Raw genomic sequence first — 24,211 nt, 5'->3', positions numbered from 1 at the left:
GACCGAGGATTCCTTCGTCCGTGGTAACCGCTACAGACTTTATTGATCGTCGATAAGGTCCAACCAAGCGGCACTTACCCGGCTCGAATTTTTGGCCTGCGTTGGGCAAGGTCCGGGTATTCCGTGTGTTCCGTGGGCAGCAACACCAACACGTATCGCATCGGCGTCGACGGCGGGGGATCCAAGACCGAGCTCATCCTGGTGGATGAGGCGGGCGCGGTCGTCGAACGGCACCTCGCGCCGGGCTGCAATCCCAACACGGTCGGCCCCGAGCAGGCGCGGGCGGTGTTGCTCACGGCGCTAGGCCAGATCCACCGCGGCACCATCACCCACACCCGGCTCTACATGGCCGGCGCCCCGGCGTTCTGGCAGGAGTTCGCCGCCAGCCTCAACCCGGAGGATTTTGGGCAGGTCCGGACCCACAATGACTCGCTGCCGGTGCTCGAACTCGCCACCCAAGGTCGACCCGGTCTCGTGCTGCACGGCGGCACGGGTTCTTTTGTCGCCGCCCGCGCGCCCGATGGTTCGGTGCACTACGCCGGTGGGCTCGGCTGGCGCTTCGGCGACCCTGGCAGCGGCTACGATCTCGGCTGTCGGGCCATTTCCCGCGCGCTGCTGGAACTGCAGGGCTGGGCGCCGGCAACGCGGCTCGGGCCCATCGTGCGCAACCACGCCGCGCTGGGTGAAGCAGCTGAAGTGGGCGCGCTGACGCGGCATTTTTACCAGGGTCACCAACCCAACAAAACCATCGTCGCCCTCGCGCCGGCCGTGCTGCACCTCGCGTCGGAAGGCGACGAAACCGCACGCCAACTGGTGTTGGATTCCGCGAAGGGTCTGCTCGACCTCGCGGTGCAGGTCGCGACGCGCCTCTTTGTGGCCACGCCGCTCGACGCCGTGCCGGCCGGGCTCAGCGGCCCGATCCTCACCCACCCGGCGGTGTTGGCGGCTTTGTCCCCGCGCTCACCGTTGCCCCTCACCCCGCTCACCGCCGCGCCGATCGAGGGCGTGCAGCGGCTGTTGTTACGCGAGGATCATTGAGACCCGCGAGCGGAGTTGCGGCAGCACCTCGGCTTCAAACCACGGGTTTTTCCGCCACCAACCGCGATTGCGCGGCGAGGGATGCGGCAGTGCCAGCTTCCCTTGGGCGAGCTGCTCCGCATGGCGACCCACGGTCGCGGTGAGGGTCTCGCCCGGCTGGAGATCGAGGTAGCGCGCCTGGGCGAAACGACCGATGAACAAAGTCAGGCGCACCTCCGGCATCGCGGCCAAGAGCCGGTCGTGCCACAGCGGCGCGCACTCGGGCCGCGGCGGCAGGTCACCGCTGCGGCCCGCGCCGGGATAACAGAATCCCATCGGCATGAGGGCGAAGTTCCGCACGTCGTAAAAGGTGGCGGCATCCACGCCCAGCCAGTCGCGCAGCCGGTCGCCACTACGATCCTGCCACGGCACCCCGGAGGCATACACGAGCCTCCCGGGGGCCTGGCCGATGATGAGCACGCGGGACGCCGGGTGCGCCGAGACCACCGGCCGGGGCGCATGCGGGAGGACCCCGGCACAGGTGGCACAACGGCTGATCTCGGCGAGCAAAGCGTCCACGCGTGTCCTTGTTGGTTGAATACGGGTTTATTTGGCGTTGCGGGCGACCTTGGGCCAGTTCTGCTCCGCCTTCTTGATGTTGCCTTTAAGGTCGGCATTGAAGGCCTTGGCGATCTCCGGGTTGAGGTTGAGGTAGAGCTTGCCGTCGACGATCGACCAAGTGCTCACATCGACCGGGAACAGCGCGCCGACCGAAACGCCGTAGGCGCAGAAGCCACCGCACTGGGGCGCGTATTTGGCCGGGTTGGCCTTGAACAGCTTCTGGTGTTCGGCCGACGAGAACAGGTAGGTCGCACCTTCGTATTCGGCGGTGAGCGACGGCGAACCGTGCACCGGCTGCGACTGGGTGAAGAAGGCCACGGGATCGTAGCCGCTCAACGCGATGTTGCTGGCGCCGGAGACATTGACGGCGGACGCACCGAAGACCGAGCTGGCGAAAAGGACCGCCGCAGCGAGGAGGGAGAATAAACGAGAGTTCATTGATTTGGATGGATTGTGGTTAAGGCACCCACGCAACCGGCGTAGGTGTGCCAACCCTTTAACACCCGGCATGCCAGTTCGTGGAAATTTCCCTATTTCATTATATAACAACGACTACCGTAATTACCGGGTTTGACGGAATACCGACGGGATCTCGTCGCTCTACGAAATGTCGTCGTTTTCCGACGGCTCTACGTTGCCTGACCATGAACCTGGAAACCCTGCCTGCCCTGATGTTGGAGATCGCCGCGACGCGGGATCCGGCCGACGTGCCGAAAGCGGTCGCGCAGGGCCTGGCCCGGTGCGATGCGGTGGCGCTGGTGCGCATCTGGTGGCCCGGTCCTGGCGACCGTTGCGCCACCTGTCGGTGGGCCGATCGCTGTCGGGATCGCAGCACCTGCCTGCACCTCGTCGCCGGCGATGGCAACGCCCTCAGCCCCGACACCGACATCGCCGGCGATGAGGACGGCTTCAATCGATTTCCCCTCAACCTGCCCCAACTCGGTCGGGTGGCGGTGAAGGGAAAACCCTTTCGCGAACTGGGGCTGAACGGTCGCGAAGCGTGGATCATCGACCAAGCCTGGGCGCGGCGGGAAAAGGTGCGCACCTACGCCGCGCAGCCGCTCATCTTTCGCGGCGAAGTGCTGGGCGTGCTCGAGATGTTTGACCGCCATCTGCACGGCGAACCGCATTTCAAATGGCTGCGCATCTTCGCCGACCACGTGGCCGTGACCATCTCCAACGCCCGCGCCTTTGCCGAGATCGAACGACTGCGCCGGCGCAGCGAGGAGGAGAACGACTACCTGCAGGACGAAATGCGGCGCAGCCTGCCCTTTGGCGAAATCGTGGGCGACTCACCCGCCCTGCGCGGCGTGCTGGAACAGATCGCGGTCGTCGCCCCCACCCCCGCGACCGTGCTGGTGCTGGGCGAAAGCGGCACCGGTAAGGAACTGGTCGCCCGCGTCATCCACGACCGCAGCCCGCGCCGGGCGCGACCGCTGATCAAGGTCAACTGCAGTGCCATTCCGGAGACGCTGTTCGAAAGCGAAATGTTCGGCCACGTGAAGGGTGCGTTCTCGGGCGCGGTCCGGGACCGGGTGGGACGTTTTGAACTGGCCGACGGCGGCACCCTTTTTCTCGACGAGATCGGTGACATGCCGCTCGCCGCCCAAGCCAAGCTGCTGCGCGTGTTGCAGGAACGGGAAATCGAACGCGTCGGCGACGACCGCACCCACAAGGTCGACGTGCGCATCGTGGCGGCGACGCACCGCGATCTGGAGGCCGAGGTCGCCGCCGGCCGGTTCCGCGCCGATCTCTTTTACCGGTTGCGCGTCTTTCCCGTCACCCTGCCCCCGCTGCGCGCGCGGCGCGCCGACATCCCGTTGCTCGCCGCGCACTTTGCCGCGGCCGCCATGAAACGACTCAACTTGCCGACCGCGCGCTTGTCGCCCGTCGAGATCGAGCGTCTGCAGCACTTCGACTGGCCGGGCAACGTGCGCGAACTGCAGAACGTGATCGAACGGGCCGCCATCCTGGCCCGCGGGGGCGAGATGCATTTTGCTGGGTTGCTCGGAGGATCCTCCGCCCCGAGCCCGACCGCGGCCGACGCCGCGACGAACGCACCCCTGCTCACCATGGCCGAGCTGCGCGCGCTGGAGCGCACCCACCTCACTCGTGCGCTGAAGGCTGCGGGTGGCCGCGTGCGCGGGCCGGGCGGCGCCGCCGCGCTGCTGGGGATGAAACCCACCACCCTCGCTTCGCGACTGAAGGCCCTCGGCCTCGCCCGACGCGGGAACGCGTTGACCGTCCCGGGCTGAACGGCGTTTGCTGCGGGCGTGTTGACCGCCGCAAACCTGACCGTGCTCGACGAACCTGCCTGGCAGGCGCGGCGGCGTGCGCACGAGGCGCGGGTGGATGCGCTGGTCGGCGGTCATCGCGAACGCGCGGCGCGCGGCCAGAAGCATCCGGTGGAGGATTTTCTGTTCAGCTACTATTCCTTTCGCCCGGCCTGGCTGCGGCGCTGGCATCCGGGGCCGGGGGCGGTGCTGGCCGGCGAGTCGGCCCGCGATTACCTGCGCTGGCCGGAGTATCAGGAATGTGGTGACGGAGTCCGCCTGGCCCTCGAGGCCCTGCCGGAGAAACGGCGGGCGTTTGCGGCGTGGTTGGAAACCTTTCTCGCCGCGACCGCGGCACGGCCGGCCTTTTTTGGCTGCTTTGGCTGGCACGAGTGGGCGATGGTCTACCGGCAATCGCCCGAGGAGGTGCGGCACAACGCGCATCCGCTGCGCTTTCCGCCGGAGGAATTGGCGCGCATCGTCGAGGACGGGCCCGGTTGCTGCACGCACTTCGACGCGTTTCGATTTTTCACGGCTCCGGCGCGGCCGCTCAACCGGCATCAGCCCACGCGGGATTCGGCGGTCGAGTTGGATCAGCGGGGCTGCCTGCACGCGAACATGGACCTCTACAAGTGGGCCTACAAACTGGCGCCGCTCACGCCGTCGGAATTGGTCGCGGACTGTTTCGAACTCGCGCGGGACATCCGCGAAGTCGACATGCGGGCGAGTCCCTACGATTTGCGCCATCTCGGCTACGCGCCGATCGCAATCGAAACCGCCGCCGGTCGCGCGGAATACGAGCGCCTGCAGCGCGGCTTCAGCGCGCGCGGCGAACCGTTACGGACGGCCCTGCTGCAGATCGTGCGCGAAATCGGAGGGATCGCATGACGCCCATCGACGCCCGCATCCTGGCCGGTGCTCCGCCGGCGGAACGCGCGGCTTTTGCGGCGGCGGCGCAACCGGTGAAATTGCCGGCGGGCGCGCAGGTGTTCTGGCCCGGTGATCGTTGCGGGCAGATCGTGTTCGTGGCCACGGGGTCGGTCCGAATCTATCAGCTCAGTGAGGAGGGTCGCGAATTGACGCTGTATCGCATCGGCGAGAGCGAGAGCTGCCTGCTCACGGCCTCGTGCATCCTCGGCGACGTGCCTTTTCCGGCCCAGGCGGTGGTCGAAAGCGACGCGCAGGGCTGGGCGGTTTCCGCGGCCACCTTTCGGCGGTGGATCGATGAGAGCGCGTGGTGGCGAAGCTATGTTTTTGGCCTGTTCGGCGAACGCCTGGCGGCCGTGCTGGTTAAACTCGAGGCCGTGTCGTTTCGGCGGATCGACGCCCGGTTGGCGGAGCTGCTGTTGCGCTTGGCCGATGACGAAGGCGTGGTGAGCGCGACGCACCAACAGCTGGCGGACGAGCTCGGCACGGCCCGCGAGGTGGTGAGCCGCACGCTGTCGGGTTGGTCGACGGAGGGGCGCGTGCAACTTGGGCGTGGTCGTGTCACGGTGGCGAATCCGGAAGTTTTTCAGCGCTTGTGTGACTAAGTCACGGAAGCCGGCGGGCGGTTGGGCTAGGATGGGCGCGTTCCCATCAATCGAAACGCTCAACCCTCCCAAACATCATGACTTCCAACGTTGGATCCGCCGACCGCATCGTTCGCATCATTCTTGGCCTCGCCGTGCTCGGCGCCGGGGCCTATTTCAAAAGCTACTGGGGCCTCGTCGGGCTCGTGCCGTTGCTGACCGCCGCGATCGGCTGGTGCCCGGCTTACCTGCCGTTTGGGCTCAGCACTTGCAAGCGGCCGAAGGCGTAGCGGCTGGCGGCAAGCCGGTTCGCCAACAAAGCAGGGCTGCCTCGGGCAGCCCTTTTTGAGTTTATGCTTCGACCGTCGCGCCCGCCTGCTTCCGGCGGCGCTTGCGCCAGAGGAAACCGGCGAGGGCGGTGCCCATGAAGATGGCACCGTAGGTGGACGGCTCGGGCACGGTGATCTCGTTGGCCCCGTAGTCGTAGGTGAGCCAGATGGTGTCGGCGGCGGTGAAGCCCTGGAAGGTGATCTGCGCGGTGGTGCTGTCACGCTCGTCGAGGGTCGCACCGGAGAAGTTGGTCGCGGTCCAGAGGTCGTAGAAGCTGTTCCAGCTGGTGGCCAGGATGGTGCCGCCGAGGTCGATCTCGAGGGTGCCGATGTTGAGGGTGCCGATGTCGGCGCCGGCGAAATCGATCACGGAGTCACCCGTGACGCGCAGGGTGTCGACGTTGAAGGTGGTGCCGTTGTTGACCAGATTGAGGGTCGTGTTGTCGGCGAGCTCGAGGGTGCCGCCGAAGGTGAAGTCGTCGACGATGTTGAGCGTGTTGTTGGCGGTGAGGATCATGGTGCCGGTCGAGCCGGTGCCGTCGGCCGCGCCGATGTTGCCGCCGTTGAGGGTCATGATGCCGTCGATGTCGAGCACGCCGGTGAACGCGCCGCTCGGTTCGCCACTGGAGAGGGAGCCGCCGATCTTGTCGATGGTCAGATTGCCACCGGAAGCGATCGTAAGGGTGCCGGAGCCAGTGAGGTCGTCGATGACCTCGGTGAAGGAACCGACCTGGAAGGTGCCGGCAGCGCCGAGGTTCACATCCATCGAGTTGGAGAGGATGTTGGAGTTACCGAGCGCGAAGGTGCCGGCGTTCACGTTGGCGGTGGCGTAGGTGTTGGTGTTGGTGACCGTGAGGGTGCCGGTGCCGGTCTTGTTGAGCGTGTTGAAGGTGTTGACGCCGTTGAAGGTGGTGTTGCCCACGGAGTCGACGGTGAGAGTCTTGCCAGACCCGGTGATGTTGCCGCCGACGGTGAGGGAAGCGCCGGAGTCGGTCTGGATCTCGGCGTTGGCGGTGAGGGTGACCGCGCCGGACCAGGAGTTGGTGGTGCCGCTGAGGGCACGGAGGGCGCCGGTGCCATCGGAGTTGTGGCCGGTGCCGGCAAGCTGCAGGGCCTCGTTGCCGATGGTGACGCCGTCGAGCTGGAGCTGGGCGCCGGACAGGATCTGGGTGCCACCGGCGGTGCCGCCGAGGCTGGAGTTGTTGTCGATGCGCAGGATGCCGTCGGAGACCTTGGCGGTGCCGGTGAAGGTATTGGCGCCGGAGAGGACCATGGTGCCGTCGCCGGTCTTGTTGAAGCCACCATTGGAGAGGACGGCGTCGATTTGGAGCGTGGAGCCGGAGTCGACGACGACGGACTTGGCGGTGTCGTTGTTGAAACCGAGGCGACCGTCGATGGTGGACGTGGCGTTATTGGAGGCGGTGAGCGTGCCGACGAGGTCGAGGCGGTCCCCCGTGCCGGAGCTGTTCTTGGCCTCCACCGTGCCGCCGTTCATCGTGAGGTTGTTGATGACCTCCTTGTGACCCTGCAGGTCCCAGTAACCATCAGAGTTGATGGTGATGTTGGAGGTGTCGGAAATGAGGTTGGACGAGATGTCGACACCGCTCTCGTAGAGGCCCTGCTGCAGCACCGCGGAACCCGCGGCGCCCACGCCATCACCCACAAAGACCTCGCCCTGCATGCCGCCGTTGTCGTTGTTGTAGGTGTTGAGGATGGTGAGGCCGTCGTTGAGGTAGAAATCGGTGTCGGGCGAGAGCACCAGCGGGAGGGCTTCACCGTGGTTGAGCAGCAAGGTGCCGGAGCCGTTCTTGATGATGTCACCGGCACCCGTGAGGTCGGATTCAACGGTGATGTTGCCGCCGTCGGTGTTCAGGGTGAGGTCGTGGCCGTTGAGGTTAAACTCGTAGGAGTTGGCGTCGGAGCCGAGCGTGAGCGTATCGGCGGTAGCGGCGATGGTGGTGTTGCCGCTGAGGGTGAAGGTGGAGTCGAGAACGTTGTTGCCGGAGGAACTGAGCACGGCGCCGACGCCCCCGTTGCCGGTGCCCGCGAGGGTGATGCCGGCTTCGGTGTCGGAGGTGATGCCGCCGGTGAGCTCGAGCGTGCCACCACTCAGGACCGTGGTGGTGCCACCGCCGGAACCGAGAGCATCGTCGGAGGCGGCGACCAGGGTCGTGCCGCTGGTGACGGTGATGTCGCCGGAGAAAGTGTTGGCGCCCGAAAGCGTGAGCTGGCCGGCGTTGACCTCGACGTCACCGGTGCCGGAGATGACGCCGGCGTAGGTGTTGGTGCCGGAGCGGTTGTCGAGCAGGCCGTTGTTGGTGAGGGCCTCACCGGCAATGGTGATGTCGTTGGTGAGCGCCAGGGTGGCTCCGCTGTTGACGGTGGTGCCGGTGGCGCTGGTGCCGAGGGCGGCGTCGTTGGCGGCAATGAGGGTGCCACCGGAAACGGTGGTGGCGCCGGTGTAGGTGTTCGCACCGGAAAGCGTGAGGGTGCCGGACTCGTCCTTGATGAGGCCGCCGGTGCCATTGGCGAGGGTGCCGGAGATCACGGTGTTGGCGGTGCCGCCGACGGTAAGGGTGTTGCCCGTGCCGGTGACGGTGCCGGACAGGGTGAGGGTGCCGGTGTTGGTTTCGACGCGGGCGTCGGAGCCGAGCACCACGGAACCGGAAAGCGTGTTGGACCCGGTGAAGTTTTGCAGGGCGCCGTTGCCGCCGGTGCCGGTGCCGTTGAGGGTGACGGTGTTGTCGATGTTGAGGCCGCCCTGAATCTGGAAGTTGCCGCCGGACGCGACGTTGATCGCGCCGGAGCCGACCGCTTCGTTGGTCGAGATGTTGAGGGTGCCAGACTGGACGTTGGTGGTGCCGGTGAAGCCGGTGTTGTCCTGGTTGACGTAGACGTTGCTCAGGCCGGCGACGTTGAGGACGGAAGAGGCGCCGCCGGTGAGGTTGCCGTTGAGGGTGGAGTTGGTCACCGAGCCGGCGCTGAGCGTGAGGGCGCCGCTGGTGCCGAGGGCCACCGTGCTGTTGGTCGTCGTGTCGAGGCGGGCGATGGTCTCGGCCTGGTTGTTCAGATTGAGGGTGCCGGTGCCGTTGAGGGCGACGGTGGCACTGTTGGCGATCTGGTTGCTCTGTTGCAGGGTGACGGTGCCGCTGTTGACCACGAGGCCGCCGCTGCCGATCGCGTTCGTGCCGGCGGTTTTGTTGAGGTTAAGATCGGCACCGGAGGAAACCGTGGTGGACCCCGTGTAGGTGTTGGCGTTGCCACCGGTGTAGGTGACGGTGCCGGACTCAACGGTGACCTTACCCGAGCCGGTGGTGACCTGGGAAACGTTGATGGTGCCCGCGCCGGCGAAGGTGGTGTTGGTGCCGCTGCCGGTGAGGTTGCCAGTGAGATTCAGGGTGGTGCCGGCATCGGCCGCATAACGGGTGGCGGAGGTTTGGGTGAGGGTGCCGGAGAGGGTGTTGGTGCCAGCGACGTTGTGGATGGCGCCGCCGTTATCCACGCCGGTGCCGGCGAGGTTGATGTTATTGGTGGTGGTGCCGACGTTGGAGAGCTCCAACGCACCGCCATCAGCGATCTGGCCCGTGCCGGAACCGAGGGCACCGCTGAACTGGGACTGAACGATGCCGTTGTTGATGTAGAGACCGCCCGAATACTGGCTGAAATTGCTGTTGATGATCAGCTTGCCGTCACCGATGCCATCCTTGATCAGGGCGTAGGAACCACCGGTCTCCTTGATGTCGGCGTTGATGACCAGGTCGCCCGCGCCGGTGATGTCGACGACGGTGTTGTTGGCCATGAACAGGTCGTCGAAATAGAGCTCCTGAGTGACATCGCTCTGCTGCTGGATGTAGGGGACGGTGCCGGTGAGGGTGATGTCCGACGTCGAGCTGGAGATGTTGTAGGTGGACGTCGCGTTCTCACCGAACTTGATGCCGGCGATGGTTTGGGAGGAGTCGAGGTTGACCGAGGTCCGACCCAAACCGAGGTCATCAAAAAGAGCGATCTGGGTGGACGAAGGCTCCGTGGGAGAGGTCCAGTTGAAGTTGCTGGTCCAAGTGCTGCTCGAGCTGCCGTCCCACTCCTTCTCCGTGACCACCGCGGCACCGAGCAGGTAACCCGTGCCGGAGCCATCATAGGTGGTGGTGGAGCCGGTGTAGGTGGCGACGCCGTAACCGGACAGGTAGATGGTGCTGACGTTCTGGCTATTGACGGTGGTGGCGAGAGCGTCGGTGCCCTGCTCCCAATTATTGATGACCAGCACACCGCTGGTGGGAGCGGTGTAGTTGTCGAACAGGAAAGTGTTGGCGGTGCCAGTGGGACCGTAGTTGATCGAGGCGCCGTCGCCACCGGTAAGGTTGTCGATGCGCTCGGAGTAGCCGTTGAGGTTGAGGCTGGCACCGGCCCCGAGGACGAGGTCGCTCGAGTTGTGCAGGCGATCGTTGCCGCCAAGAGTGATGGTCCCCTCGCTGATCGTGGTGGTGCCGGTGTAGGTGTTGCTGCCGGAAAGAATGAGTTCGCCGGAGCCGGTCTTGGTGAGGTTGCCGGCGCCGGTGCCGCCGTTGGCGATGGTGCCCGTGATGGTGCTGGTGCCGGAAACGTCGGTGGTGAGGGTGCGAGCGGTGTTGTTGTCGGAAAGGTTGACGTTGGCGAGGGTGCTGTCGGTAAGGCCGAGGGTGTAGTTGCCGCCGTTCTGCGTCAGGGTGCCGGTGGTCGCGAATCCGTCCATGCCGGCGCTGCCGGTCAGAGTAACGTTGTTGGCGACGGTGGAGTCGTTGGTGGAACCCACGGTGCCACCGGCGAGGGTGAGCGTGCCGGTGCCCAGCGCGGTGGAGGAATCGGCGTAAAGGGTGCCGTTGTTGACAGTGGTGCCGCCGGTGTAGGTGCTGGCGCCCGAGAGAGTCAGCGTGCCGGGATCATTCTTGATGATGTCGCCACTGCCCGTGATGGAGCCGGTGGCGGTGGTCGGACCGGTGCCGTCGAAGGTGACGGTGTTGCCGTTGGTGGCGAGGTCGCCGTTGAGGTTCAGTTCGCCGCTGTTGGTGTTGCGAACATAGATGTCGTTCTCGGCGGCGAGGTCCGAATTGATCGTGTGATCGCCGCTGCCGTGAGTCTGGGTGGCAGCGATGCCGGAGAAGCCCGCGACGCCGCCGTTGTCGAAGGTGATCGTGTTGTTGTTGAGCGTGTAATCGAAGGGCGCGTCGAAGGTGATCGAGCGGACGGAACGGTCGGCGGCGGTGTCGATGGTCTGGTTGGTCGAAACGTAGGTGTTGTCGAAGAGGATGTCTTCGCCGTTGCCCGGGGTGACGGTCGGGTTCCAATTGTTGTTGGATGCCCAGGTGCTGGTGCCGAGCGAATTGGACCAAAGGCTGGCGCCGATGGTGGAGGCTTCGACATTGCGCACCTCGTGGTAGTTGTTGGCCCCGCCGGTGCCGGAGGTAAAACCGAGCTTGAGCGTTTCGGGACGCTCGTAAGCGGACAGGTCCATCTGCAGGATGGTCTGCGGAGAGGTGCCACCCTGCTGGAGGGTGACCGTAAGTTGGTTGGTCGCGTTGAGGAGGATCTGGACCTGATTCACGACCGTCGGACGCGTGCTGACCCCCGGGGTGTCGATGGAAGTCGGCAGGGTGCCGCTGCCACCGAGGTAAGCATAACCTGAAGCTTCCGAGCCGCGCACCGCGATGGAGTCCGGAGTTTGACCGATACCACCGATGCGTCCCTCGGTCGCGTTGGAGAAATTGCCAAACTCGTCGATCGCCACGCCGATGTAACCGCCGGCGAGACCCGGGTCGTCGCTGGCACCCTGGCCCACCTTCTGCGCGTAACCGAGCGAGCCACCGTTGGCGCCGACGTTGAACGTCGTGCTGCCGTCGAACAGGAAGAAGGTGATACCGTCCGCGCCGGAGCCACCCCAAGTGGCGTATTCGAAGGACGCATACACGGTCGCACCGGCCGAGTTGAAGGCCGTGTCGAAATAAGCACTCGTGGCCTGATTGCCGCCGTTGGAGGTGAGACGCAGCCAACCGTCACCCGCGGTGTCGATTCCCTGCGAAGCCGTCAGAACCGGGGTGAAGCCAGAGCCATCAAAGACCCAGCCGCTGGCGGTCGTTCCGGTGAAGCTCTCGGTCAAAACCTGAGCGCGCGACAGACCCATCGAGCCCGCCAAGAAAGCGGTCGAGAGGGTGAGGAAACGAGGCAGTCGCCGGAACATACCATATGTTTTGAGGTATACACCCTAGCTCGCCAATCGGAAAATTAGGTGTAAATATACCTATTTTAAGGACGACAAAGAGGTAGTCACCCTAGTCAAAAAAGGGATCTGGGGACCAACGGCCCAACCGCCCCCACGCGGGCCCGGCAGCCATATTTGCGCTTCTAGCCACCGAGGTAGCTCATCTCGGCCTTCGGCCGTAGTTCACCCCGCTCGATCAGCTCCGCTCGCTCATCGGAATAGCGGTCCCGACGCCCACTCCAAATTCTTTGAATGTAACGCTTTAGGTGCTCGGCATCGACACCGGCACGCAGACAGCCGAGGACATCCCAACCGAGTGCGGTGAAGAGGCAGGTGTAGAGTTTGCCGTCGGCCGACAAGCGGGCGCGGTGGCAATCTCGGCAAAAAGGTTCAGTGATGGAGGCAATGATGCCGATCTCACCCTGGCCATCGGCATAGCGGTAGCGCCGCGCCACCTCCCCACGATAGGTAGGCCCGATCGGCTCCAGTGGCCAGCGGGCGCCGATACGATCAACGATCTCCTGCGCCGACACCACCTGCGCGCCGCTCCAGTGGTTGGTGTTGCCCACATCCATGAACTCGATGAAGCGCAGGGGCAGCGTGCGATCGCGAAAGTAGCCGGCCATCGCCTCGATCTCGTCGTCATTCACCCCGCGCTGCACGACGGTGTTGATCTTTACGCGCAGGCCCGCCGCCACCGCCGCATCGATGGCCGCCAAGACGCGACCGGAGTCGAGGCCCCGGCCATTCAACCGGCCCGCGACCTCGGCGCGCAGCGAGTCGACCGACACATTGACTCGGTCCAATCCCGCCCGCTGCAGGTCGGGCAGCCGCTTTTCCAAGAGCCAGCCGTTGGTCGTGAGCGCCACGTCCGGCACCCCCAGTTCGGTTTTGAAACGTGCGATCAGCTCCGGCAAATCGGCGCGCAGCAGCGGCTCGCCGCCGGTCAACCGGATCTTCTCCACGCCCAGTTCCACGAAAGCGCCCGCGATGCGCACAATCTCGTCGGCGGTCATCAGCTGCGGATCGCGCAGAAACGGATAACCCGGCCCGAACACCTCCTTGGGCATGCAATACGGACACCGGAAGTTGCAGCGATCCGTGACCGAGATGCGCAGGTCGTGGACCGGACGGCCTTGGGTGTCGAGGGTCGGAGCAGCGGACATGAGGATGCACACCAAGACGGCATTTGCGGCGGACACAACCCCGCGCACACATCCCGGGGGTTGCACCCAAGCTCCCCCGGCGACTACCTGAGCCTTCCGCCCCGCCCATGCCGCCCTCCCCCGCCGAAGCCGCCCGCATCATCCAGCAACACCTGCCGCGCCTGCCCACCGAGGACTGCCCGCTGGCCTCCGCCCACGGCCGCATCCTGCGCACCGCCGTGGCGGCCGATCGTCCGCTGCCGCCCTTTGACCGCATCACGATGGATGGCTTTGCGGTGCGCAGCGCCGACCTCGCGGATGCCTCGGGGGAACGCCGTTTGCGGTGCGTCGGTTTCCAAGCCGCCGGCATGGTCGCGAAGTCGATCGACGCCGCCGGACTCGCCATCGAAGTCGCCACCGGCGCGGTGTTGCCCAAAGGGGCCGACGCCATCGTGCCCTACGAGGAAACCACCCGCGATGGCGACACCGTGATCTTCGCGGCCGGCGTGACCTGCGTCGCCGGCCAAAACATCCACGCCCGCGGCAGCGACTTCAGCCCGGGCACGGAGCTCATCGCCGCCGGCACCCGCCTCACGGGCCGGGAGATCGCCATCGCCGCGACGGTCGGCGCCGCCCAAGTCCGCGTGGCCACGCGCCCCGCCGTAGCCGTGCTCGCCACCGGCGACGAGTTGGTGGAAGTCGACGCCCCCAACCTCGGCGCCCACCAGATTCGCCGATCCAACGACCACGCCCTGCGCGCCACGCTGCTGCAAAGCGGTCTGGTGGGTCGCGTGGAACGTTTCCACCTCCGCGATCACCGGCCGGAGATCGACGCCACCCTCCGGCGGGTTCTGGCCGAGTTCGACGTCGTGCTCCTGACCGGCGGGGTGTCCAAAGGCAAACTCGACCATATCCCGAACGCCCTCGCGGAACTCAAAGTCACCGCCCACCTGCACGGCATTGCTCAACGACCGGGCAAACCGATGTGGTTTGGCACGAGCCCGCGACGCACACCGGTGTTCGCGCTGCCGGGCAACCCGGTGTCGACCATCACCTGCCTGCACCGCTACGTGCTGCCCGCGCTTCGCCACATGCTGGGCGCCATGCCCACCGCGACCGAGCGCGTCGTCCTGGCGGAACCATTCCGCTTCACCAAGCCCCTCGCCTTCATGCTGCCGGTGTTACTCCAAACCAGTGACGACGGCCGCACGCTGGCCCGGCCCGCGCCCTTCAACACCTCCGGCGATCTCGGCGGACTGCTCGGCACCGACGGCTTCGTCGAGCTGCCCGCCGACCAGGAAAGTTTCGCGGCCGGCGCCGCATTTGATTTCTGGCGCTGGACCTGATCCGCCGCCGCGATAAGCTCACAACCATGCTCTCGCATTTGGACGAACAGAACCGGCCCCGCATGGTGGATGTGGGCGCCAAGTCCCCCACCCTGCGCACGGCGCACGCGCTCGCCATCGTGCGCCTGCCCGCCGCCCTCGCCGCACTCATCCGCGACAAGGAGATCACGGGCAAAAAGGGTCCGGTCTTCCAGACCGCCAGCCTCGCCGGCGTGATGGGGGCGAAGCGCACCAGCGAGTTGATCCCGCTCTGCCATCCGCTGCCGCTCGACAACTGCTCGGTTGAGCTGCACCCCCGCGCCCCGGCCCCCGATGGTTCGATCGAAGTGGAGATCCACTGCCGCGTTTCGGTCACGGCCAAGACCGGCGTCGAAATGGAAGCCCTGACCGGCGCGACCGTCGCCGCGCTCACCCTCTACGACATGGGCAAAGCCGTGACGCACGACATCGTGATCGGCGAAACCAAACTCATCGAAAAGACCGGCGGCAAAAGCCACTACCAAGCTGCCGGAACGGAAGAACCTCCGGCGGAATACGAAGAATGAAAACGATCAAAGTGCGCTACTTCGCCATCCTGCGCGAACAGCGCGGCGTATCCGAGGAAACCCTACAGACCGCCGCCCCTGACGCCGCCACGCTCTACACCGAACTCGCGGCGGCGCACGCCTTCACCCTCCCCGTCGACCGCCTCCGCGCCGCCCTCAACGGCGACTTCGCCCCCTGGCCCGCTCCGCTGAACGACGGCGACGAAGTGGTCTTCATTCCGCCAGTGGCCGGCGGGTGAAAAACACGAATCCGGGTTGGCCAGCAGTCCTCACTAGCGGGCAATGAAACGCACCTGCCCGCCAATCGCGCTCTTGCCGAAGCGCCCCAAAATGTGAAATCCTTTGGGCTCCTAAATGCTACCCCCCGGCCCGTTCATCATCCGACTGGCCCTCAGGATGATCCCGACTTTGACCACTTGGTTTGAGCGGGGTCACGCTATTCGCAAAGGGCGGCGGAACAGGTGTGCCAAGGGCTTCACCCCGGGTGTTTCGTGAACATGAGCACGCCGCTTTCATCGTGTCGGCTCGCCTTTGCCTTCACCTTATTCGGAGCGGTCGTCGCTTCGGCTGAGGTTCCGGTCATCACCTTGCACCCGCACTTCTGGCGGGCCTACGCGGGACAGAACATCTCCAATTCCGTCAGCTTGGAGCACTACACCGGCGCGACGTATCAATGGTTCAAGGACAACGAATCCTTGCCAGGTCAAACCAACCGCAGCCTCAGCCTCTCTGCCGTCACCCCGGGCGACTCCGGCAGCTACCACGTTGTGGTCACGAACGCCGATGGCACCGCCACGTCGCACACCGCCGCCGGCATCGTCCTGGAGGCCGACACGGTGGAAATCATCACCCAACCGACCGGCCGACAGGTTGACTACGGCGACACCTTCTCCCTGCGCGGCGGCGCCGCCGGAGGGGCCCTGCTCTACTACACGTGGTATCGCAACGGCGAGCTCATCAGAGACGCTTCACGCGTCACCGACCTCTACCTCCGCATCGACGACGAGTCTGACCTCGGCACCTACCACTTCGAGGTCACCAACGGCACCGCCACCGCCACCTCCGCGCCCGCCGAGATCCGCCTGGCCCCGGCGCGGCCACCCTACTTTTCCACTCATCCTCCCGCGCAAATCAAACTCCGCGTCGGCGAGTCCTTTGCTGGCGTGGTCGGCATGGTGGAGGCCAACCGCCCCGGCACCACCGCGATCATCAAGGACGGCGTCGCGCAGGAAGGTCCGATCTGGGAGCACAACCTCGCCTACCGGGCCATCACGGCCGACGACGCCGGCGTCTACCAAATCCAATTCACCAACGAAGCCGGCACCGCCCTCAGCGGCACCTGCCGGGTTGAGGTCATTGACGACGCGGCCCCCGTCCCACCGCTCATCCTCAGCACGAGCCCAAGCCAGACCGTCTCCAGCACCGGTTCGTTCACCCTGCAGGTCAACACCCCGCCCTACCCGCAACGCACTTTCCAATGGTTCCACGAAGGCCAGTTGCTCGCCGGCGCCACCCAGGCCGAGTTGCACGTGCCCGACTTCGACCGCTCGCAGCTCGGGCACTACACCGTGCGCGTCAGCACCCCATGGGCGACGGAAACCAGCGCCCCCATCCGCGTCGACCTTGCCGCCGCCGGCGAAATTCCTTATTTCATCGAGGACTCGATCGCATCCTCCACCATCGCGATCAACAACGCTGACCTCGGCGCGCAGGGTGAAAAGCCGATCTCCTACCAGTGGCTCCTCAACGGCGAACCCATATCCCGCACCAACCTGCGTCGCCGCGAGCGAAACGACAGTGACGTGATCACCCTCCTCGCCACCAATCGCTGGGGCAGCACCGAGAGCCCGCCCGTAAGTTACAGCACGGCGATCCTGCCCGTCATCATCAGCCGCGAAGCCAACGACCTCTCCCTGCCCGCCGGCACCAACAGCGCCTCCCTGCAAATTTACCTGCTGCACCGCAACTACACCGACGCGACGTATCAATGGTTCAAGGACGGCGAACCCATCGCCAACGCCGACAGTGAGCGGCTCTACCTCACCGCCCTCCACGGCATCGACGCCGGCACCTACCACGTCGAGCTCACCCACGGCGGCGGCGTGACGGTGGGCCGCCCGACCACGCTCGAGATTCGCAACGTGCCCGGCCAGCCCATCTTCACCGCACACCCGCAACGGCGGCAGCTGGTCGCCGCCGGCGAGAGCGCGACCTTCACCGCCGCGGCCTCCCCCAATGGCTCCCCCGTAAGCTACCAGTGGTATCACCAGGGCAGCCCCATCGCCGGTGAGACCACCACCAGTCTGACGATCCCCTCGGTCGGCTTCGCCCAACGTGGCGTCTACTGGGTCGACGCCATCTCGGACACCGGCACCGTGCACTCCAAGCCTGCCGTGCTTGAGATCGGCATCGATCTTCAAATCGAGATCACGCGCGAGCCGGAGGACCAATCCGCTCCCGTCGGCGGCACGGTCACCTTTACCGTCGAGGCCACCAGTCCGTTCCCGCTCAGCTACCGTTGGCTGGACGGACTCGGGGTCACCGTCGGCGCGGACTCCCCCACTCTCACCCTCACCGATGTCGGGCTGGGCAACTCCCCCGCCTACAGCGTGATCGTGTCCAATGAGCTGGGCGGAATCCGCACCCGCGCGGCGGAGCTCATCGTTGAAACCGATCGCGACTACTTCTTCTCCCTCGTGCCGCAACCGATCACGGCGGCAGCCGGCACCACCGCCACCTTCACCGCCAAGTTCGAAGGCCGCAGTCCCTTCTACACGCTACAATGGTATCGGGACGGCGTGCCCATCCCCGGGGCCAACAGCGAAACGCTTATCCTGGAGAACGTCACAAGCGCCGATGCCGGCGACTACCATTTCGCCGCCCAAATCATGTCGACCACGCTGCGCACCAACCCTGCGCCGCTCATCATCCTGCCCGCCGGACAAACCCTGCGCTTCACCCAACACGCCATCGGCCACGCTTTCACGCCCGGCGAACCCGTGACGATCCTCAACACCGTCGCTTACGTCGGCGAACTCTCGGCGCTCACCTGGGACACCCTCCTCCCCGCCGGCACCACGCTCGCCGCCCGCGAAACCGCCGGGGCCGAGGCCACCGCCATTGGCGCCACCGACCTCGCCCAATGGACGTGGACCCAGGTGCCACCGAGCCCCTTCTCCTTCACCACCACGCTCGATACCTCGACCGAACTCAGCTCCTGGCTCGAATTCACCAGCATGGTCTCCTTGATCACCACCGAAACCGCCAGCACCGACACCCTCGCCACGCCCGACCCGCTGATCATTCGCCAACGCCGCGCCCAACACTCGGCCGACACCGACGGCGACGGCCAGATCGACCTCAGCGAATTACTCGGACTCATCGAACTCTACAACACCCGCACCGGCTCGCAGCGCACCGGTCGCTACGCGATCGACGCCCAGGATCGCTTCCTCGCCGCGCCCGAAGCCACCGCACGCCCCCACCGTCTCCACTCCTCCGATACATCGGGAGACGGCCGCATCGACCTCTCCGAACTGCTCCGCGTCATCGAGCTCTACAACACCCGCAGCGGCACCACCCGCACCGGCGCCTACCACCCCGACGCCACCACCGCCGATGGCTTCGCGCCGGGTGCGGGCGAGTAGACAAAGCGCTCAACCTGCGCCACGGTCTGCACCCATGCCGTTCAAGATCAGCGACACCCCGATCGATCCCGCCGCGCTCGCCGCCGGGGTGGACCACCCGCAGGCCGGCGCCTGCGCGATCTTTGAGGGCCGCGTGCGCAATCACAACGAGGGCCAACCCGTCGACTCGCTCGAATACGAGGCCTTCGCCGAACTCGCCGAACGCGAGGGCGAACGCGTCCTCGCCGAGGCCCGGGAGCGCTTCCCTTTGCTCGCCATCGACGCCGTGCACCGTGTCGGCCACCTGCAGATCGGCGACATCGCCGTCTGGGTTGGCGTCGCCGCCGCCCACCGTGGCCCGGCCTTCGACGCCTGCCGTTTCATCATCGATGAACTGAAAGCCCGCGTGCCGATCTGGAAAAAGGAACACTACTCCAGCGGCGCCACCGCCTGGATCAACTGCGCCACCCGCGGCGACTTCGCCGACGGCGCCCCCCCAGCCTGATCCGGCTTTTTTCCCGGGTATCCGGGAGGGCACTACCCAGGTGGCCCGGAAACATCACCCGGTCCTTTGTTAGACCATGACCGGGCGCGCGATCGCCTCAAGCCCCGTCCCAACCGGCCGAATTTCGGCCACGACATGCAATCGTTCTGTCGAAATCTCCTCACCATCGCCTTGTTCAGTCTCGGCACCGTCCTCACGGCGGAGCCGACGATCCACACCAAGGTGGATGAAAACCCGCAACCGCTGCGCACGCCGCCGCCCGAATACCCGGTCCAGCTGAAGCAGGACAACGTCAGCGGCATGGTGCTGCTCGACGTCGTCATCAACGACCAAGGTGCCGTCGACGATGTGATCGTGGTGAAATCCACGCTGGCCGACTTCGAGGCGCCGACCCTCGCCGCCGTCAAGGCCTGGCGGTTCCGCCCGGGCAAGATATCCGGTCAGCCGGTCACGACCCGGCTGCGCCTGCCGGTGAAGTTCTCCCCGGCCAGTTGAGCGTCGATCGGGGCGCCGCCCCACTCTCTCCTGTCGATCGCGGCCCCTTTGCGGTGGCCGCGATTTTTGTATCCAAAGTCCAAACACGCCCGCACCGAGCCTTCCCATCGACGCGCTTCAATCGAGCGCGTTTTCGCCCGGCCAAAAAGAACGGCGAGAAGGTCCGGGGGTGGCTCAAGCGCCCACTTAAGTTCGACCCCGCCGGTTGAGCACCCGCGCTATGGCGACCGCACCAATGGCGTCGGCGCGCTGACCTCGAGGCGGATCGATTCCAGATTCTCGCGCACAAGCTCGCCCATGCACACACAGCTCAGGTAGGCGTCGCGCTTGAAATAATCGGCCAGGCCCTCGCGCAACTCCTTCACGTGGTCGTCCGGCGCGATGCGATCCGACATCATGGCGGCGAGCAACTCACCCAACTTCGCCTCGGTGATGGCGGCGCGGTGCAGGATGGCGACGTGTTCCTCCCGCTGGTATTGCTGCGCCGTCTCCACCCGCAGGTGCTTCATGCAAAACATGGCGAGCTCGCGGTTCTCCTTAAAAAACTGCGGACGGTAGAAGTTCATGCGCCCTTCGTAGCTCTGCTGATCGAAATCCATCGCGCGGATGCGCAACTGCGAGCTCTCGAAGTCCGGCGTCACCACCGCCACCCAGTTGTAGGCGCGCATATCGCCGAGCAAACGCACAAAGCAGCGCTCGTTGAACTTCACCAACTCCTTCGCCACGCGCACCGGCTTGAGGTCGCGGCCGACCAGCCACTTGGTCGTAAACACGTCCCCAGGCACCCCCGCCACGTGCTCCTCCACCAAGGTGCCGCCGCTGGTGAAATAGTTCATGCGATTCGGCGAGAGCAGATGCTCAAGCTCGAGACCGTAAACCCGCGAGGCGTCTCCACGTTTGATGTAAAAGTAGTCGGCGTTGTCGTTGAAGGCATTGACAATGCGGATGCGAAACGGCGCCGAGTTGCCGAAAGAACAGTAATCGATGCGATCCACATAAAGGTGCTGCATCACCGACATGTCGCCGTCGGTGCGCAGCAGCGCGTAAACCCGTTTCAAGTCATCGTGCAGCGGCCCCATCTCCAGGCGGCTGTAGATCACGCTGTCCCATAGGGTCGGCTCGCCCCGGGAGTCCGGCAGAGGGCAGGACTCCTCAAAAGCCAGCAGCCGCTCGTAACTCACCGGCAGCTTGCGCTCGCGCCGGTAGTTGCGCAGATAGTCCCGCAATCGATCCGACACCGGAAAACTCGGTTTCTTCATCTGCGGGCGCTCGTCTTGCATGAGACCGCCACCTTGGTTTCGCAGCCGACCGCGCGCAATGCCCGAACCGATCAGCAAATAATTGGTCAAACTTTCCCTAAACGCTCCATTGCCCTGTTCAGGCGGAGGTCTATTCCCTATAAAAACCTACCCATGCTCTTGCTGGCCATGACCACTCTCGAAAAGCTGCAGGATGTGCCGCAGCGTTTTTGGATCAACGTGCTGTTGATCATTCTGGGGGGTATCCTGGCGCTCGTGCTGGTGCGCCACGCCGCGCAGATGAACCGCTACGTGCTCAGCCTGCTGGTGTTTCTCTTCGTGAGCACGGTCGGCTTTCAATGGATCTACGAGAGGAATGAGCCCCGCGTGCTCACGCCGTTTGTCGAGATCCTCGCGCAGTTCCTGCCGACCAAAAACCAATACGCCAACAGCCGCTAGCCCTGCGCAGCGGTCGCAGGCGGCGGGCGATTCATGGTTATGATGAGGCGCCCTGCTGCTTGCGCGTTTTATCAATCGCGGTGCGGATTTCGCGATAGCCACACCCCGCGAAATATTGCACGTTGGCCCTTCGCGTATGCCCAAAGAACACTCTGACATCGGACTCATCGGCCTCGCCGTGATGGGTCAGAATCTCGCCCTCAACATCGCCGACCACGGTTTCCAGATCTCCGTCTACAATCGGACGGCCTCGAAAACCGAAGCGTTCGTCGCCGCCAACCCGGACACGCCCGGCGGCCTCGTCGGCACCGAGACCTTGGAGGCCTTCGTCGCCTCCTTGGCCAAGCCGCGCAAGATCATCATCCTCGTGCAGGCCGGTCGTGCGACCGACGCCGTGATCGATGGACTCATCCCGCTGCTCGACAAGAACGACATCATCATCGACGGCGGCAACGCGCTGTGGACCGACACCATCCGCCGCGAAAAGGACCTCAAAGCCAAGAGCCTGCGCTTCATCGGCTCCGGTGTATCCGGCGGTGAAGAAGGCGCCCGCTTCGGCCCATCTCTCATGCCGGGCGGCGACAAGGCGGCGTTCAAGGAACTCGCCCCCATTTGGAAAGCCATCGCCGCCAAGGTCGACAAGACCACCGGCAAGCCCCTCGAAGGCGCCGCCCCCGGCAAGCCCGTCAAGGGCGGTGTGCCCTGCACCGCCTACATCGGCGAGAACGGCGCCGGCCACTACGTGAAGATGGTCCACAACGGCATCGAGTATGGCGACATGCAGATGATCTGTGAGGCCTACGACCTCATGCAGGGCCTGCTCGGCCTCAAGGCCAAGGAAATGGGCGAGATCTTCGCCGAGTGGAACCGCGGCAACCTCGACTCCTTCCTCATCGAGATCACCGCCGACATCCTCGGCCAGAAAGACCCGGCCTCCCGCAAGGCCTTCGTCGACGTCGTGCTCGACACCGCCGGCCAGAAAGGCACGGGCAAGTGGACCAGCGTCAACGCCCTCGACATGGGTGTCGCCGCCCCGACCATCGCCGAGTCCGTCTTCTCGCGCTGCCTCTCCGCCATCAAGGAAGAGCGCGTCGCCGCGTCCAAGAAGCTCAAGGGCCCGAAGGCCAAATACAAGGGCTCCAAGAAGGCCCTCATCGAAGCCATCCGCGACGCCCTCTACTGCTCCAAGATCTGCTCCTACGCCCAGGGCTTCCAGCTCATGCGCGAAGCCCAGAAGGAGTATGACTGGAAGCTCAACTTCGGTCAGATCGCCCAGATCTGGCGCGGCGGCTGCATCATCCGCGCCGGCTTCCTGCAGAAGATCACCGAGGCCTTCGCCCGCGACAAGAAGTTGGCCAACCTGCTTCTCGATCCCTACTTCAACAAGACCATCCAAGCCGCCCAGGAAAACTGGCGCAAGGTCGTCGCCCTCGCCGCCACCCACGGCATCCCTGCCCCGACCTTTGCCTCCTCCCTGGCCTACTACGACGGCTACCGCAGCGCCCGCCTCCCGGCCAACCTGCTCCAAGCCCAGCGCGACTACTTCGGCGCCCACACCTACGAGCGCGTGGACCAACCCCGCGGTAAGTTCTACCACGTCGACTGGCCGGAGAAGAACCGCCCGCAACTCGAGGCCTAAGCCCAGCGGTTCGTCCTCCACGATTAATCGCTTTCACAATTCAGCCGCGCTCCCACCCGGAGCGCGGCTTCTTTTTGAGCTGAATCGCAAATTGATATCATCATATTTTATTGATAATTCTATTTTTACGAAAATTGCTCCAAATTCAGCGGTCTTTCTATGCTTGCCCGAATCACGCATCGAATCAGGATCTCGACCCCACTAGCCCGACTCCGTTCGTGATGACTTTTTCTCGTATTCGTCTACTCATCACCGCCGCGATTTCTGCCGTGGCTGCCCGGGGCGAGGTGGCCTACACCCCGCCCATCGGAGTGGAAGTGATTACGATCGACGGGGGCACGGCATCGGCGCCGGTCACCACGCCGCTCGCCCTCACTCTGAGCGATCGTCCGGCAGCAAGTGGACAAACCAGCGGAACCATCGCGGCGGTCGATGGCAGCACCTTGACGGTAAGCGGCGCCGGTTGGACCGACTCCGCACTCGCCCAGCCCGAGTTTCCCTACGACATGCTGCTGGTCTCCGGCAGCGGCAGCGGCGCCCGACTTGCCGTGACGGCCAACACCGCCGACACCGTCACCGTCACCGGACGCGACCTCGCCGCCCTCGGCGTCAGCGCTGGCGATGCCTACCAACTGCTCCCGGTCGACACGCTCGACACCCTGTTTGGCAGCGACACATTCCAAGGCGGCGAGGACCCCGCCTCCGCCGATGTGATCGCCATCGGCGAACAGGCGCGCGTCAGCTACTTCTACAGCACCGCGAACAGCCAATGGCAATCGACCGACGGCTCCACCACCAACGCCGGCAACACCCGTCTCCCGCCCAACGGCATGATCGCCGTCGTGCGCAAATCGGGCAGCTTCGCCATGACCCTCGTCGGGGCCGTCCCGGTGACTCCTACCAACACCCCCGTGGCCAACACGGGCAACACCTACACGCACACCGGCTTTCCGGTGACCATTTCCCTCGGCGACCTTGCGTTGCAGGATCACCTCGCCGGCTGGGTCGCCGACACCAACCTCCTCGCGGTGGACTTCCTACAGGTCGCCGCCGGCGCCTCTTGGGTGACCTACTTCCACAACGGCACCCACTGGCAACGCACCCCGGGTGACACCACCAATCGCGACAACGTCGTGATTCAAGCGGGCACCCCGATCCGCATCATTCGGCAAAGCGGTGCTGCGGGCGACACCCCGCTGGTCCTCCCCCTCCCCTACACCCTTTGAGCGC

At 65.2% G+C, this 24,211-nt stretch carries 19 protein-coding genes; 14 read left to right on the top strand and 5 right to left on the bottom strand.

Features of this window, described 5'->3' with window-relative positions; translation table 11 throughout:
* Positions 1–132 precede the first annotated feature (132 nt).
* Entirely contained in the window at positions 133–1,038 is a 906-nt protein-coding gene (locus AC0MRV_RS20115; RefSeq protein ID WP_472766312.1) for an N-acetylglucosamine kinase, read from the top strand.
* Here the strand turns inward: AC0MRV_RS20115 and AC0MRV_RS20110 are convergent.
* Together AC0MRV_RS20110 and AC0MRV_RS20105 are read right to left on the bottom strand one after the other, a co-directional pair.
* On the bottom strand, positions 1,021–1,596 hold the full coding sequence (locus tag AC0MRV_RS20110) for a uracil-DNA glycosylase family protein (protein WP_472766311.1): 576 nt from the start codon (positions 1,594–1,596) through the stop codon (positions 1,021–1,023). The two genes, AC0MRV_RS20115 and AC0MRV_RS20110, sit on opposite strands and share 18 nt — an antisense overlap.
* Before the next feature lie 27 nt (positions 1,597–1,623).
* Positions 1,624–2,076: a YHS domain-containing (seleno)protein gene (locus AC0MRV_RS20105; RefSeq protein WP_472766310.1), complete on the bottom strand. Its 453-nt coding sequence runs from the start codon at positions 2,074–2,076 to the stop codon at positions 1,624–1,626.
* A gap of 206 nt (positions 2,077–2,282) precedes the next feature.
* Between AC0MRV_RS20105 and AC0MRV_RS20100 the strand changes: the two genes are divergently transcribed.
* From AC0MRV_RS20100 to AC0MRV_RS20085, 4 genes are all read left to right on the top strand, one after another.
* On the top strand, positions 2,283–3,893 hold the full coding sequence (locus AC0MRV_RS20100) for a sigma 54-interacting transcriptional regulator (protein WP_472766309.1): 1,611 nt from the start codon (positions 2,283–2,285) through the stop codon (positions 3,891–3,893).
* Between the two features lie 18 nt (positions 3,894–3,911).
* Complete coding sequence (locus AC0MRV_RS20095) at positions 3,912–4,799, top strand: hypothetical protein (protein ID WP_472766308.1); 888 nt, start codon at positions 3,912–3,914, stop codon at positions 4,797–4,799.
* Positions 4,796–5,443 (top strand): Crp/Fnr family transcriptional regulator, encoded by a 648-nt coding sequence (locus AC0MRV_RS20090; RefSeq protein ID WP_472766307.1) that lies wholly within the window; start codon positions 4,796–4,798, stop codon positions 5,441–5,443. The genes AC0MRV_RS20095 and AC0MRV_RS20090 overlap by 4 nt, the downstream gene beginning before the upstream one ends.
* 77 nt (positions 5,444–5,520) lie before the next feature.
* Entirely contained in the window at positions 5,521–5,712 is a 192-nt protein-coding gene (locus AC0MRV_RS20085; RefSeq protein WP_472766306.1) for a YgaP family membrane protein, read from the top strand.
* A gap of 61 nt (positions 5,713–5,773) precedes the next feature.
* Here the strand turns inward: AC0MRV_RS20085 and AC0MRV_RS20080 are convergent, their stop codons facing one another.
* A complete protein-coding gene (locus AC0MRV_RS20080) occupies positions 5,774–11,962 on the bottom strand; it encodes an autotransporter-associated beta strand repeat-containing protein (protein ID WP_472766305.1) in 6,189 nt (2,062 codons plus the stop codon).
* Between the two features lie 164 nt (positions 11,963–12,126).
* The gene (moaA, locus tag AC0MRV_RS20075; protein ID WP_472766304.1) at positions 12,127–13,149 is read right to left on the bottom strand and encodes a GTP 3',8-cyclase MoaA; all 1,023 of its coding nucleotides are present in this window, start codon (positions 13,147–13,149) and stop codon (positions 12,127–12,129) included.
* A gap of 107 nt (positions 13,150–13,256) precedes the next feature.
* Between moaA and AC0MRV_RS20070 the strand changes: the two genes are divergently transcribed.
* The 6 genes from AC0MRV_RS20070 (at position 13,257) to AC0MRV_RS20045 (ending at position 19,645) form a co-directional block, all read left to right on the top strand.
* A complete protein-coding gene (locus tag AC0MRV_RS20070; protein WP_472766303.1) occupies positions 13,257–14,474 on the top strand; it encodes a molybdopterin molybdotransferase MoeA in 1,218 nt (405 codons plus the stop codon).
* Positions 14,475–14,500: 26 nt separating this feature from the next.
* Entirely contained in the window at positions 14,501–15,019 is a 519-nt protein-coding gene (gene moaC, locus AC0MRV_RS20065) for a cyclic pyranopterin monophosphate synthase MoaC (RefSeq protein WP_472766302.1), read from the top strand.
* Positions 15,016–15,258, top strand: coding sequence for a MoaD/ThiS family protein (locus tag AC0MRV_RS20060; protein ID WP_472766301.1), 243 nt, complete (start codon positions 15,016–15,018; stop codon positions 15,256–15,258). The genes moaC and AC0MRV_RS20060 overlap by 4 nt, the downstream gene beginning before the upstream one ends.
* Before the next feature lie 258 nt (positions 15,259–15,516).
* Positions 15,517–18,666, top strand: coding sequence for an immunoglobulin domain-containing protein (locus AC0MRV_RS20055; RefSeq protein WP_472766300.1), 3,150 nt, complete (start codon positions 15,517–15,519; stop codon positions 18,664–18,666).
* Between the two features lie 34 nt (positions 18,667–18,700).
* Entirely contained in the window at positions 18,701–19,150 is a 450-nt protein-coding gene (locus AC0MRV_RS20050) for a molybdenum cofactor biosynthesis protein MoaE (protein ID WP_472766299.1), read from the top strand.
* 135 nt (positions 19,151–19,285) lie between these two features.
* Positions 19,286–19,645 (top strand): energy transducer TonB, encoded by a 360-nt coding sequence (locus tag AC0MRV_RS20045; RefSeq protein WP_472766298.1) that lies wholly within the window; start codon positions 19,286–19,288, stop codon positions 19,643–19,645.
* Between the two features lie 218 nt (positions 19,646–19,863).
* On the opposite strand, the gene AC0MRV_RS20040 is transcribed toward AC0MRV_RS20045, so the two are convergent.
* Complete coding sequence (locus tag AC0MRV_RS20040; protein ID WP_472766297.1) at positions 19,864–20,925, bottom strand: hypothetical protein; 1,062 nt, start codon at positions 20,923–20,925, stop codon at positions 19,864–19,866.
* A gap of 147 nt (positions 20,926–21,072) precedes the next feature.
* On the opposite strand from AC0MRV_RS20040, the gene AC0MRV_RS20035 reads away from it, so the two are divergent.
* The 3 genes from AC0MRV_RS20035 (at position 21,073) to AC0MRV_RS20025 (ending at position 24,207) form a co-directional block, all read left to right on the top strand.
* Positions 21,073–21,342: a hypothetical protein gene (locus AC0MRV_RS20035; protein ID WP_472766296.1), complete on the top strand. Its 270-nt coding sequence runs from the start codon at positions 21,073–21,075 to the stop codon at positions 21,340–21,342.
* Between the two features lie 136 nt (positions 21,343–21,478).
* Complete coding sequence (gene gndA, locus AC0MRV_RS20030; protein WP_472766295.1) at positions 21,479–22,981, top strand: NADP-dependent phosphogluconate dehydrogenase; 1,503 nt, start codon at positions 21,479–21,481, stop codon at positions 22,979–22,981.
* A gap of 218 nt (positions 22,982–23,199) precedes the next feature.
* Positions 23,200–24,207 (top strand): hypothetical protein, encoded by a 1,008-nt coding sequence (locus tag AC0MRV_RS20025; RefSeq protein ID WP_472766294.1) that lies wholly within the window; start codon positions 23,200–23,202, stop codon positions 24,205–24,207.
* The last annotated feature ends 4 nt before the right edge of the window (positions 24,208–24,211 follow it).

Source organism: Actomonas spartinae, from assembly GCF_051209155.1.
Taxonomy (GTDB): Bacteria; Verrucomicrobiota; Verrucomicrobiia; order Opitutales; family Opitutaceae; genus Actomonas.
Note: the sequence above shows the minus strand (reverse complement) of the source record. Positions and strands in the feature narration are given on the sequence as shown.